Source organism: Bacillus sp. FSL M7-1345 (assembly GCF_038006985.1).
GTDB lineage: Bacteria > Bacillota > Bacilli > Bacillales > Bacillaceae_G > Bacillus_A > Bacillus_A cereus_U.
This window is the reverse complement of record NZ_JBBOWG010000001.1, coordinates 3214653-3228646: the sequence shown is the minus strand read 5'-3', so window position 1 is coordinate 3228646 and position 13994 is coordinate 3214653. Positions and strand designations below refer to the sequence as shown.

The following is a 13994-nucleotide window of genomic DNA, read 5'->3' as shown; positions in this document are numbered from 1 at the left end:
CATGCAGGCAGAGAAGTTTCATGACCTCCCGCTTGAAGACGTGTTAGGTGACCGCTTTGCACGTTATAGTAAATATATTATTCAAGACCGCGCGCTTCCAGATGCGCGTGACGGTTTAAAACCGGTACAAAGACGTATTTTATATTCTATGTATGTAGAAGGAAACGTACATGATAAAGCGTTTCGTAAATCAGCTAAAACAGTAGGTAATGTTATCGGTAATTATCATCCACATGGTGATTCCTCTGTATATGAGGCGATGGTCCGTTTAAGTCAAACTTGGAAAGTACGTAATGTTTTAGTTGAAATGCACGGAAATAACGGTAGTGTTGATGGGGATCCAGCAGCGGCAATGCGTTATACGGAAGCACGTTTATCACCAATCGCATCTGAGTTATTACGTGATCTTGATAAAGAAACAGTAGAATTCGTGTCAAACTTTGATGATACGAGTGAAGAACCTGTTGTATTACCGGCAATGTTCCCGAACTTATTAGTGAACGGATCTACAGGGATTTCCGCTGGTTATGCAACAGAAATTCCACCGCATCATCTTGGAGAAGTAATTGATGCTACAATGATGCGTATCGATCAACCGAATAGTTCTGTGGAGGACTTGTTAACAGTTATTAAAGGACCAGATTTCCCTACAGGTGGTATTATACAAGGGATAGATGGCATTAAAAAAGCGTATGAAACAGGTAAAGGTAAAATTATTATTCGCGGAAAAGCAGAGGTTGAAACGATTCGTGGCGGGAAGCAACAAATCGTTATTACAGAAATTCCGTATGAAGTAAATAAAGCGAATCTTGTTAAGAAAATGGATGAATTACGTATAGATAAAAAGCTAGATGGAATTGCTGAAGTACGTGATGAGACAGATCGTACAGGTCTTCGTATCGTTGTAGAATTAAAAAAAGAAGCGAATGCTGAAGGTATTTTAAATTATTTATATAAAAATACAGATTTACAAATTCCATACAACTTTAATATGGTAGCGATAAATAATCGTCGTCCGACACTTATGACATTACCTAAGATTTTGGATGCATATATTGGGCATCAGAAAGAAGTTGTTACGAGACGTTCACAATATGAATTACGAAAAGCAGAAAATCGTCAACATATTGTAGAAGGTTTAAAGAAAGCATTATCAATTTTAGATGAAGTGATTGAAACGATCCGTGGGTCTAAAGATAAGCGTAATGCGAAAGATAATTTAAGTGCGAAATTTGGATTTACAGAGGCGCAGTCAGAAGCAATTGTTTCACTGCAATTATATCGTTTAACGAATACAGATATTACAGCACTAGAGCAAGAAGCAGCGGAACTTAGTAAGAAAATTATAGAGTTACAGACGATTCTACAAAGTGAAAAAAGACTTTTTCAAGTTATTAAAACAGATTTGAAGAGAGTAAAGAAAACATATAGTGATAATCGCCGTGCGATAATTGAAGAGGAAATTGAAGAAATTAAAATTGATGTGGAAGTTATGATTCCGCAAGAAGATGTCATCGTTACTGTAACGAAAGAAGGCTATGTGAAACGAACAGGTTGGCGTTCGCATAATGCATCGAACGGGAAATACTTCGGTATGAAAGAGGGTGACATCTTACTTGAGCGTTTCGATACAAACACGACAGAAACCGTTCTTTTATTTACGAACAAAGGAAATTATATTTATCTTCCTGTGTATGAAATGCCAGAAATTCGTTGGAAAGATTTGGGTCAGCACGTTGCGAATCTTGTTTCACTCGAGCGAGATGAATCGTTAATTTGGGCAACAGTCGTACCGAATTTTGAAGAAGAAAAACGATTTATCGTATTTGTTACACGAAACGGTATGATTAAGAAAACAGAATTAAACCAATATAAAGTGCAGCGTTATTCACGGGCGTTCGTTGCTGTAAACTTGAAAAAAGATGATGAAGTTGTTGATATATTTGCGACAGATGGGACAAGTGATATTGTTCTTGCAACACATGGTGCATATGCACTTGTATTCAATGAAGAAGAAGTAAGTCCAGTTGGTGTAAGAGCAGCTGGTGTGAAAGCAATTAACTTAAAAGAGGATGACTACGTTGCTTCTGGTAAACCGTTAAATGGTGAAAAAGATCAACTTATTCTCGTTACGCAGCGCGGTGCTGTGAAACGTATAAAGGCATCGGAAATTGAGAAATCAACGAGGGCGAAGCGAGGCCTTGTAATTTTTAAAGAGTTAAAACGTAATCCGTACCGCATTGTCGGTATTGAAATTGTTCGAGATGACGAATTAGTTTACATGAAGACAGAGAAACACATTGTAGAAGAAATTGATCCGAAAGCGTTTCGAAATAAAGACCGGTATAGTAACGGTAGTTTAGTACTAGATGTTAATGATACTGGTGAAGTAATTGAAACGTGGACGAAGAAAAGAACGGAATAAAGGGAGCATCTTGCTATGAATGATAGCAAGATGCTTTTTTCTAAGCAAATCATTATGTATATAAAAATAATCTTGTTATAATAATGAAATGAAATCGTTATCACAAATGGAGGGGCAGCATGAAAAAAATAGGTGTAGGGATTGTAGGATTTGGATTTTCTAGTACAACATTTCACATCCCGTTATTACAAACGATAGAAGAGTATGATATTCGTGCTATTTTATCATCAAAAGAAGAAGTAGTGAAACAAACATTACCAAATGCTGAAGTTGTTGGTACAATTGATGAATTAGTAAACCGAGCTGATATTGACTTAGTCGTCATTACTTCACCGAATACAACTCATTTTCCATATGTAAAAGAAGCGATTGTACACGGTAAGCATGTTGTTGTGGAAAAACCATTCGTTGTTTCAATTGAAGAGGGAGAAGAACTTATTTCATTAGCGAAGCAACATAATGTCGTTTTAAGTGTGTATCACAACCGTCGTCTTGATAATGATTTCTTAACGATAAAGAAATTATTACAAGAAAATAGAATAGGGAATGTATACGCATATGAAGCGCATTTCGATCGTTTCCGCCCACATGTACGTGATCGCTGGAGAGAAAAGAATTTACCAGGTTCAGGAATTTTATATGATTTAGGATCGCATTTAATGGATCAAGCATTATCATTATTCGGGAAACCAGATGCGATAAATGCAGATGTAATAAAACAACGACCAGGTGCAGAAATTGATGATTATTTTCATGTTGTACTTCACTACGGAGTAAAGCGTGTCATTTTACATAGTAGTAGTTTTGTGAAACAAGCTGGACCACATTTTACACTGCATGGAGATAAAGGTTCTATCGTGAAGTATGGTATGGATTCACAGGAAGAACAATTAAAGACTGGAATGAAGCCAGGGGATAATGGTTATGGAGCAGACCCTGAAGAGAATTTTGCTATTTTAGAAACAGAAGAAGAGTTAGTACGTATTCCAACAGAAGTCGGCTGTTATGACATGTATTATAAAGGTGTAAGAGATAGTATTGTAAATGGTGAGAAACCACCTGTAACAGCAGAAGAAGGCTTGGAAGTTATTAGACTTATTCAATTGGCAATTGAAAGTAGTGAAACTGGTAGAGTCATTTCGGTAAAATAAAAAAGACACGATTCAGTGTCTTTTTTTATTTTTGCGGAACAGAAAGTCCGTAAAAGAACATCGTAACTATATCTTGTATATGTTTTTCTCGATCCCCTTCAAGAAGCTGTGCCCCGAAATCATCACCTAATTTAGTGAACATTTGAATGTAAAGTAACATCATTTCTTTTGAAAGGTGTGGATTAATTTCATTTTTGCGCTGTGCTTGTTCTAATATTTCTAAATACCAAGGCAAGATTTTTTCGTTTTGATAACTATAAATAAATTCTCGGAGCGTTTCGTCTCTTTGCATCATTTGTAGTAACATATCAGGCTGAAATAACCCCCCAGTATTCATTTTTCTTACAATCATTTTTTGCATCATATCATGAAAAGGTAATTTTTCTTCTGCAAGATCTTTATAATATTGAAATTCAGATATTATAAATTCTTGTATAAGTTCCCTAAATAACGCATCTTTACTTCCGAAATGATTATAAATTGTAACTTGAGAAACGTTTGCTTTTTTTGCAATATGTTCTATTTTTACTTCATTAAATCCGCGTTCTGAAAATAATATAAAGGCCGCATCTTTAATGGCACGTTTTTTCTTTTCTTTCACTTTTTCAAAGCCGTTCAAAGTAATCACCTCATTTAAAATATACAAGAAAAAATAATTGAAAACAATATTTTTGAAATATGGACATATAAATATTTCAAAAAGTTGTTGCGAATATGAAAGATGAGGAGTACAATAATTTTGAAATATCATACATTAAATATTTCAAAAAATGAGGTGGGCTTATGATTTCAGTTCAAAATGTCACAAAACAGTTTTCAAATGGGAAAGGCTTGTTTGATATTACATTTGAAGTGAAAGAAGGGGAAGTTTTTGGCTACTTAGGACCAAATGGAGCTGGAAAATCAACAACGATCCGTAATTTAATGGGATTTATAAAACCGACAGCTGGTAAAGCAACGATTTTTGGATTAGATTGTTGGGAAGATGCTGCGAAAATTCAAAGAGAAGTTGGCTATTTACCAGGAGAAATTTCTTTTATTGAAGGAATGAATGGATTAGAGTTTTTAAATTTGATGCAAGGAATGCGTGGGTTAAAAGATATAAAAAGACGAGATGAATTAATAGAACGTTTGCAATTCGATGTGAAAACACCAATTCGAAAAATGTCTAAAGGAATGAAACAAAAAGTAGGGATTGTTGCTGCATTTATGCATGATCCAGAAGTATTAATTTTAGATGAACCAACATCAGGACTCGATCCACTTATGCAACAAGTATTTATAGATTTAATATTGGAGGAAAAGCAAAGAGGGAAAACAATCCTTATGTCATCACATATTTTCACTGAAATTGAGAGAACTTGTGACAGAGTAGCTATTATTAAAGATGGACGTCTTGTAACCGTAGAAGATATTCATGATTTACAAGGAATGCGAAGACAAGTAATAGATGTAACAGTATCATCTCAAGAAGAAATCGAGTCTCTTAAACAATGTGATTTGCAATTTGAAGGGGTGAAAGGTAGAGAGGCGTCAATTATTGTGCAAGGAAACTACCAAACAGTTTTACAAATACTTTCAAACTATAATGTAACGGCACTTCAAACGAGAGCGACGGATTTAGAACATTTATTTATGCATTATTACGAGAAGAAAGAAGGGATAAAGCATGAATAAACAACTATTTTTAGCTAGTTTGAAAGAAACTCAAAAAAGTATATTGAGCTATGCTACTGGTGCAGCTCTTTATTTATGGTTATTAATTTGGATATTCCCATCGATGGTTTCAGCGAAAGGTTTAAATGAATTAATAAGTGCCATGCCTGATAGTGTAAAAAAAATCGTTGGAATGGAAAGCCCAATTCAAAATGTAATGGATTTTTTAGCTGGTGAATATTATAGCCTATTGTTTATTATCATTTTAACAATTTTTTGCGTCACGGTTGCAACACATTTAATTGCTCGTCATGTAGATAAAGGGGCGATGGCATATTTATTAGCAACACCTGTATCAAGGGTGAAAATTGCAATTACACAAGCTACCGTTCTCATATTGGGATTACTAATTATTGTAATTGTTACTTACGTAGCGGGCTTATTAGGCGCAGAATGGTTTTTAAAAGATAATAATTTAAATAAAGAATTATTTTTGAAAATAAACATAGTCGGAGGGCTTATATTTTTAGTAGTTAGTGCCTATTCATTTTTCTTTTCCTGTATATGTAATGATGAAAGGAAGGCACTTAGCTATTCAGCAAGTTTAACAATCCTATTTTTCGTATTAGATATGGTAGGGAAATTAAGTGATAAGTTAGAATGGATGAGAAATATATCCTTGTTTACATTGTTTCGTCCGAAAGAAATTGCTGAAGGAACATATAATATATGGCCGCTAAGTATAGGCTTAACTGCTGGAGCGCTTTGTATCTTCATAGTAGCAATTGTAGTGTTTAGGAAGAGGGATTTACCGTTGTAAATTAGAAAGTGGGCTTTTTTCGTTTTTGTAGGAAAGAGATTTTTAAAATATACATTATTTATTAACGACAATCCACAGTCTATTTATTAGAAAACATAATTAACGCTATTAAAATAGTGTATATGTAACGATGAAAAATGATGTTAAAAAACTATACAGAATTTTTATGAATATTACTGTAAAAAAATAATTTTTTAAAAATTTTCAATAATAACACTTTACAAATTTTTAAAAATTAGTAGAATAAGAGGTAGTAAGAATCGTCTGATAAATATATAAAGAAAAACAGAATTATCAGAAAATTCTTAAATAGATATCGTTTAGAATTAGGGAGGGTACAGAAAATGAAAAAGAAAAAAATGAAAAAACTAACAGCAGTTGTAGTACCGGTTTTAGCAATGAGCATGGCATTAACAGCATGTTCTACATCAGGCGGAGATAAGAAGACAAGTACAAACTCAAGTGGAGATAGCAAGTCAGAGGGAAAATTAGCGGCAAAACAAGTGTTAAATCGCACAGAAACAAATGAAATTCCAACGATGGATACTTCGAAAAATACGGATACACTTGGTTCGCAAATTTTAGGAAATACAATGGAAGGTTTATATCGCCTAGATAAAGATAATAAGCCAACTCCAGCTGCCGCTGAATCTAGTACGAAAAGTGAAGATGGTAAAAAATATACATTTAAACTACGTAAAGATGCAAAATGGTCAAATGGTGACCCAGTAACTGCGAAAGATTTCGTATATGCATGGCAACGTCTATTAGATCCGAAAACAACTGCTGAGTATGCGTTTATCGCATTCCCACTAAAAAATGCAGAAGCGGTTAATAAAGGAGAAAAACCTGTAACTGAATTAGGAGCGAAAGCGGTAGATGATTATACGCTTGAAGTTGAATTAGAGCAAGCGGTACCGTACTTCTTAAACTTAGTAGCATTTCCATCGTATTATCCACTAAATGAAAAATTCGTAAAAGAAAAAGGGGATAAATACGGTTTAGAATCTGATACAGTAGTTTATAATGGACCGTTCGTTCTTACTGACTGGAAACATGAGCAAGGTTGGAAGTTGAAGAAAAATGATCAATATTGGGATAAAAAGACTGTAAAATTAGATGAAATTAATTATAGCGTTGTAAAAGAGCAAGCAACTCGTGTGAATTTATATGATAGCGGTCAAGTTGACTTTGCTTTATTAAATGGTGAGTTTGTCGATAAATATAGAAATAAGAAAGATGAGTTTGGAACATATTCACAAGTGAGTACGTATTTCATCCGTCTGAATCAAAAACGTGGTGGACAAGATACACCGTTAAAGAGCAAAAAATTACGTGAAGCAATTGCGTTATCAATTGATAAAAAGAATTTAGCAACTGTTATTTTAAATGATGGCTCACAACCTGCTGATTTCTTAGTACCAAAAGGTTTAGCAACTGGACCGGACGGTAAAGATTTCCAAGATACATTTAAAAATGGTCTGAAACAAGACTCTAAAAAGGCAGCTGCAGCATGGGAAGAAGCGAAAAAAGAGCTTGGCAAAGATCAAGTTACGATTGAATTTTTAAACTATGATACTGGTAATGCGAAAAAAGTTGGAGAATATATAAAAGATCAAATTGAGAAAAATTTAAAAGGTGTAACAGTAAATATTAAACTTCAGCCATTCAAGCAAAAACTAAAATTAGAAACTGAGCAAGATTATGATATTTCGTTCGCTGGCTGGGGACCTGACTATGCAGATCCAATGACATTCTTAGATATGTTTGATTCTAAGCATTCTCATAACCAAATGAGCTTCTCTGATCCGAAATATGATGAAATGATCAAAAAAGCGGGCGGTGAATTAACGAATGATGCGAAAAAACGTTGGGAAGAACTAGGAAAAGCAGAGAAATTATTACTTGAAGAGGATGTAGCGCTTGTACCTATATACCAACGTGGAGATGCTTACGTTTTACAACCAAATATAAAAGGCATTGTTCACCATAATATTAGTCCAGAGTATAGCTTTAAATGGGCCTATGTAACCGAGAAAGACGGGAAATAATAGAATTTAAAAAAGCATTCCAAAAGTGGCTAATCTACTTTTGGAATGCTTTTTTTAGTGTAATTAAATAGAGAAGAATAAGGCGTATAGTACGGACATATAGTAGATGGGGGATAAATCATACTAAATTACGAAGATTAAAATCAGAATATTTAAAATAAAACTATTTACAAATGCGAAAAAAAGAGTAGAATAATATTAGTTATAATTTTCAGAAAACTAATCGTTAGCAAGGGGTCTCTCAAGGGTTGGTATTGTACATATAATTGGGGAGGATACAAAAATGAAGAGAAAAAAGATGAAAAAGTTAACAGCAGTTGTAGTACCAGTTTTAGCGATGAGCGTTGCATTGACAGCGTGCTCTGGGTCAGGTGGGGAGAAGAAAACGACTACTACATCTAATAGTGGGGAAGAAAAAAAATCTGATATTAAATATGCAGCGAAGCAAGTATTAAATCGTACGGAAAACCAAGAAATTCCGACGATGGATACTTCTAAATCTACTGATACGTTAGGGGCACAAATTTTAGGGAACACAATGGAAGGTTTATATCGTCTTGATAAAGATAATAAGCCTATTCCGGCTGCGGCAGAATCAAGTACGAAAAGCGAAGATGGTAAAAAATATACGTTTAAACTGCGTAAAGATGCGAAATGGTCAAATGGAGATCCTGTAACAGCGAAAGATTTCGTATACGGATGGCAGCGCTTACTTGATAAAAACACAGCGGCAGAATATGCATTTATTGCCTACTATATTAAAAATGCAGAGGCAATTAATAAAGGTGAAAAACCTGCAACAGAATTAGGAGCAAAAGCTGTAGATGATTATACACTAGAAGTAGAATTAGAAAAACCGGTACCGTACTTCTTAAATTTATTAGCATTCCCGTCATACTATCCTTTAAATGAAAAGTTCGTAAAAGAAAAAGGAGAGAAATTCGGTTTAGAAGCAGATACAACATTGTATAACGGGCCATTTGTAATGGCATCGTGGAAACATGAACAAGGTTGGCAGCTGAAGAAAAATGATAAGTATTGGGATAATAAGACTGTGAAATTAGAAGAAATTAATTATAGTGTAGTAAAAGAAGTTGCTACGAAAGTAAATTTATATGATACAGGATCAATTGATTTCACACTACTATCAGGAGAGTTTGTAGATAAATATAAATCGAATAAAGATGAGTACGGTGAGTATGCAGAATCAAGTACATTCTTCTTACGTTTAAATCAAAAGCGTAACGGACAAGATACACCATTAAAGAGCAAAAAACTGCGTGAAGCAATTGCGTTATCAGTTGATAAAAAGGGCTTAGCAAACGTTATTTTAAATAATGGATCAAAAGCAACAGATCAATTGGTTCCAAAAGGGCTTGCGACAGGACCTGACGGTAAAGATTACCAAGATACGTTTAAAAATGGTCTGAAACAAGATACGAAAAAAGCAGCAGCTGCATGGGAAGAAGCGAAAAAGGAACTTGGAAAAGATCAAGTTACAATTGAATTACTAAGCTATGATGATGGAACTGCGAAAAAGATTGCTGATTATGTTAAAGATCAAATTGAGAAAAATTTAAAAGGTGTAACGATTAATACGAAAATTCAGCCGTTCAAACAAAAATTAAAATTAGAGTCAGCGCAAGATTATGAAATCTCTTATGCAGGCTGGAGCCCAGATTATGCGGATCCAATGACATTTATTGATATGTTTGACTCGAAGAGCCCGTATAACCAAATGAGTTATTCGAATCCAAAATACGATGAAATGGTGCAAAAAGCAGGTAATGAATTATTATCTGATCCGAAGAAGCGCTGGGAAACGTTAGGAAAAGCAGAAAAATTATTCCTTGAAGAAGATGCAGGATTAGTTCCTTTATATCAAACAGGAAGATCATATGTAATGAAACCGAATGTAAAAGGAATTGTGAAACACAACATCAGTCCAGAATATAGCTTTAAGTGGGCGTATGTAACTGAGGATGGCGGAAAGAAATAACATGAAAGCATTTCAAAAGTGGCTAATATGCTTTTGAAATGCTTTTTTTGTATGGATAGGAGAATAAGGATCATGGAATTTTTGAGAAATGTTGAGGTTGCTTTTAATATTCTACTGTAGGATGGTAGAAGGAATTCAATAATTGGATAGATGAATGATAGTTAGAGATTTCATTTTTATAAGAAAAATATAGAACTTAGCAATAGAGGAGAATAGGAGGGGATATGTTTACATATAGTAGACGGGGGATAATTCATATAGTAGTTAAAACCACAAGTTACTATAATAAAAGAATAAATATTTAGAAAATTTACAAAAATACTTTACAAAACTCAAAAAGATAGTAGAATATTAATTAATAAGAATTTTCTGATAACGAAAGTTAATAGAGAATCTCTAAATGTTAATATCGTACATATAATTGGGGAGGGTACAAAAAAATGAAGAGAAAAAAGATGACAAAATTAACAGCGGTTGTAGCACCAGTTCTAGTAATGAGTATGGCATTAACAGCTTGCTCGGGATCAGGGGAAAAAGAAAAGACGAACACAACGCCGAAAAGTAGTGAAAAAGAAGGCGGGAAATTAGCAGCAAAGCAAGTACTTAATTTAACAGAGAGCCAAGAGATTCCATCTATGGATTCAGCAAAAGCGACAGACCAAGTATCGTTTCTTGCTTTAAACAACGTAATGGAAGGTTTATATCGACTTGATAAAGATAATAAAGCAACACCAGGGGTTGCTGAATCATATAAAAAGAGTGATGATGGTAAAAAGTATACATTTACATTAAATAAAAATGCAAAATGGTCAAATGGAGACCCTGTAACAGCGAAAGATTTCGTGTTTGCTTGGAAACGTGCGGTGGATAAAAATACAGCAGCGGAATATGCATACATTATGTTTGATTTAAAGAACGCAAAAGCAATTAATGATGGAAAAGCACCACTTGATACGTTAGGTGTAAAAGCTGTAGATGACTACACATTAGAGGTAGAATTAGAAAATCCAGTTCCTTACTTTGTAGAATTAACTTCATTTGGAACATTCTATCCGTTAAATGAAAAATTCGTAAAAGAAAAAGGAGAAAAATACGGTTTAGAAGCAGATACAACGTTATACAACGGACCATTTACATTAACAGACTGGAAACATGAAGAAGGTTGGAAATTAAAGAAAAATGCACAATATTGGGATAATAAAACAGTTAAGTTAGATGAAATCAACTTTAACGTAGTAAAAGACAGCGGTACACGTGTAAACTTATATGAAAGCGGACAAATCGATCGTGCTGGACTTACGTCTGAAATGGTTGATAAATATAAATCAAATCCAGACTTCTATACACAAAAAACACCGTCAACGTACTTCTTACGTTTAAACCAAAAACGTGGTGGCCACGATACAGTGTTAAAGAGTAAAGATTTACGTTTAGCGATTGCGATGGCGTATGATAAAAAAGGCTTAACGAATGTTATTTTAAATGACGGATCTACACCTGCAGATTACTTAGTGCCAAAAGAATTTGCGAAAAGCCCAGATGGAAAAGACTTCCGTAAAGAAAATGGAGATATTTTAAAAACGGATGTGAAAAAGGCAAAAGAGCATTGGGAAAAAGCGAAAAAAGAGCTTGGAAAAGAGCAAGTAACGATTGAGCTATTAAACTACGATAGCGATAACGCGAAAAAAGTAGGGGAGTTCTTAAAAGGAGAGCTTGAGAAGAACTTACCGGGCTTAACAGTGAATTTGAAAAACCAACCGTTTAAACAAAAATTAAAATTAGAATCAGATCTAGATTATGATTTATCTTACGCTGGTTGGGGACCTGACTACTTAGATCCAATGACATTCATTGATATGTTCGTTACAAATGGACCTCATAACCAAACTGGATATTCAAATCCGAAATATGATGAAATTGTAGAAAAAGGTAAAGGCGAACTATTAACGAAAACGAAAGATCGCTGGGATAGCTTACTGAAAGCTGAGAAAATGTTACTTGAAGACGCAGCAATTGCACCATTATATCAACGTGGTGATGCTCTTGTTCAAAGAGCGAAAGTAAAAGGTATTATTCACCACCCAGTTGGTGGAGATTACAGCTACAAATGGGCATATATTGGTGAAGATAAGTAAGAGAGAGGGCGCGCGATGCGCCCTTTTTTTTATGCACTTTTCTTCCTTCTTGGAATATATAAAATAAAAAAGGGAGAATTCCATGGAACGAAATACTTACATCGATTTTCTAGCTTACTACGGAATAGGGAGTGCTCATCCTGGTGGTTTTACGTTAACAAAACAATTATTATCTCAATTGCCACTTAAAAGTGGAGCTAGTGTCCTTGAGATAGGTTGCGGCACGGGGAAAACAGCGGCGTATATGACAAAAGAATTGGGTTATAAAGTGACAGCGGTTGAAAAGAATGAAATTATGATTCAAAAAGCGAAAGATAGATGGTTGTTTGATGGTTTGAATATACAATTGATTCAAGGCAATGTAGAAGGATTACCGTGTTTAAATGATTCATTTGAGCTTGTACTTGGAGAATCTATACTCGCTTTTACAAATAAAGAAAAGGTTATTTCGGAATGTTATCGTGTATTACAGAAGGATGGAAAGCTTGTTGTCATTGAAATGATTACCGAAAAACATATTGAGAAGAAAGAGGAGGAAAAGATTGGACAGTTATACGGTATGAAAGAAGTATTAACTGAGAATGAGTGGATTCATTTATTTAAAGCAGCAAATTTTAAAAGAATTACAATTGCGGGTGGCGGAACTATTGCAGAAACAGTTGCAGGACATATGGAAGAGCCAGAGTGGAATGTATCACCGTTTATTCCAGAAGAATTGTATGAAGCGTGGGTGCAACACGAACAAGTACTGCTTATGTATCAACATATTTTAGGACATCGCATTTTTATATGTGAAAAATAGAGAAAAAGAGTTGGCTAAAGATAGTCAACTCTTTACTATGTTAGATGAAAAATAATGCAGCCAAAGTAATTCCAAAAATAAAGCCAAATCCGAGTTCAAGGCCCCAGCCACCGCCGCAACTATTGCACCCACGACCACCGCACCCACAGCCACTAAATCCACCACTGAATCCACCACCGCATCCAAATCCACAGTTATCACATCTGCTAATACCACCGCAAATATCACATCCGCCGTTTGAATATGCGTTATAGTATCCGAACCCTGTATCAAAGGATGAGCGCTGCTGCATTGGTTCAATCCAAACAGAATCGTTTGTTACATCGATTATTTTGCCTAAGTGAACGCGACCATCACGATCTTCAATTCGAACAACTTTACCGAAATAACGTTGGCATGTATCATAACATCTTTTTCTATGCATGTTCTTTCCTCCTTCCGTATTACCGTAATACGATATGTAAGCAGGACAAGTGCGGCTTGTACGAATGACCTATCTCTCATAATTGTTATACGAAAGGGGAAATATACGAACAGGATACATAACGAGGAGGAAGAGAAATGAAATCTACAGACCAATTTCAGACGTATGAAGTCCCTTGGGAAGAATTTATTGAAGCATTGCGAGGGGAAATGAAGAAACAAGTAGGGGCGGATATTATTGATACGGTCGTATGTAATTTAAAAGATGGTTTTGAAGTGTATACATATGTGCAAGGAGATTTGGATTTTGAATATAAGGAGGCGCTTGAAAGAAAATACGGAAGCGATGCGAAGATACCTAACTTACTAACGGTTATGCTGTTAGCTAGTATTTACAATACAAGTGAAGAGAATATACGTTTACATGCAGATCAAAAGGAAAATCCGATTGTTGAAGTATATGTGAAGAAGTAAAGAGTGCGCTAATTATAGCGCGCTCTTTATTTTTTGTATTGAAAAGAAAATCAAACTT

At 34.7% G+C, this 13994-nt stretch carries 11 protein-coding genes; 9 read left to right on the top strand and 2 right to left on the bottom strand.

What is annotated here, in order from left to right; translation table 11 throughout:
* The first annotated feature begins 1 nt into the window (after nt 1).
* Together parC and MHB76_RS16800 are read left to right on the top strand one after the other, a co-directional pair.
* On the top strand, nt 2-2425 hold the full coding sequence (gene parC, locus MHB76_RS16805) for a DNA topoisomerase IV subunit A (RefSeq protein WP_002160935.1): 2424 nt from the start codon (nt 2-4) through the stop codon (nt 2423-2425).
* 119 nt (nt 2426-2544) lie between these two features.
* On the top strand, nt 2545-3576 hold the full coding sequence (locus tag MHB76_RS16800; protein WP_002160936.1) for an oxidoreductase: 1032 nt from the start codon (nt 2545-2547) through the stop codon (nt 3574-3576).
* A 25-nt stretch (nt 3577-3601) separates the two neighbouring features.
* Here MHB76_RS16800 and MHB76_RS16795 read toward each other — a convergent pair whose 3' ends face one another.
* Complete coding sequence (locus MHB76_RS16795) at nt 3602-4195, bottom strand: TetR/AcrR family transcriptional regulator (protein ID WP_016105820.1); 594 nt, start codon at nt 4193-4195, stop codon at nt 3602-3604.
* A gap of 164 nt (nt 4196-4359) precedes the next feature.
* Between MHB76_RS16795 and MHB76_RS16790 the strand changes: the two genes are divergently transcribed.
* From MHB76_RS16790 to MHB76_RS16765, 6 genes are all read left to right on the top strand, one after another.
* Complete coding sequence (locus MHB76_RS16790; protein ID WP_078174164.1) at nt 4360-5253, top strand: ABC transporter ATP-binding protein; 894 nt, start codon at nt 4360-4362, stop codon at nt 5251-5253.
* A complete protein-coding gene (locus tag MHB76_RS16785) occupies nt 5246-6052 on the top strand; it encodes an ABC transporter permease subunit (RefSeq protein ID WP_078174163.1) in 807 nt (268 codons plus the stop codon). Before MHB76_RS16790 ends, MHB76_RS16785 begins: the two co-directional genes overlap by 8 nt.
* Nucleotides 6053-6396: 344 nt before the next feature.
* Nucleotides 6397-8103, top strand: a complete 1707-nt coding sequence (locus tag MHB76_RS16780) for a peptide ABC transporter substrate-binding protein (protein ID WP_002160944.1) — start codon at nt 6397-6399, stop codon at nt 8101-8103.
* Nucleotides 8104-8386: 283 nt separating this feature from the next.
* Nucleotides 8387-10102: a peptide ABC transporter substrate-binding protein gene (locus MHB76_RS16775; RefSeq protein WP_078174162.1), complete on the top strand. Its 1716-nt coding sequence runs from the start codon at nt 8387-8389 to the stop codon at nt 10100-10102.
* Between the two features lie 440 nt (nt 10103-10542).
* Nucleotides 10543-12237: a peptide ABC transporter substrate-binding protein gene (locus MHB76_RS16770; RefSeq protein ID WP_016105816.1), complete on the top strand. Its 1695-nt coding sequence runs from the start codon at nt 10543-10545 to the stop codon at nt 12235-12237.
* A gap of 82 nt (nt 12238-12319) precedes the next feature.
* Nucleotides 12320-13039, top strand: coding sequence for a class I SAM-dependent methyltransferase (locus MHB76_RS16765; protein WP_078174161.1), 720 nt, complete (start codon nt 12320-12322; stop codon nt 13037-13039).
* A gap of 40 nt (nt 13040-13079) precedes the next feature.
* Here the strand turns inward: MHB76_RS16765 and MHB76_RS16760 are convergent, their stop codons facing one another.
* Nucleotides 13080-13463, bottom strand: coding sequence for a hypothetical protein (locus MHB76_RS16760; protein WP_078174160.1), 384 nt, complete (start codon nt 13461-13463; stop codon nt 13080-13082).
* Nucleotides 13464-13600: 137 nt separating this feature from the next.
* On the opposite strand from MHB76_RS16760, the gene MHB76_RS16755 reads away from it, so the two are divergent.
* Entirely contained in the window at nt 13601-13936 is a 336-nt protein-coding gene (locus MHB76_RS16755) for a hypothetical protein (protein WP_078174159.1), read from the top strand.
* The last annotated feature ends 58 nt before the right edge of the window (nt 13937-13994 follow it).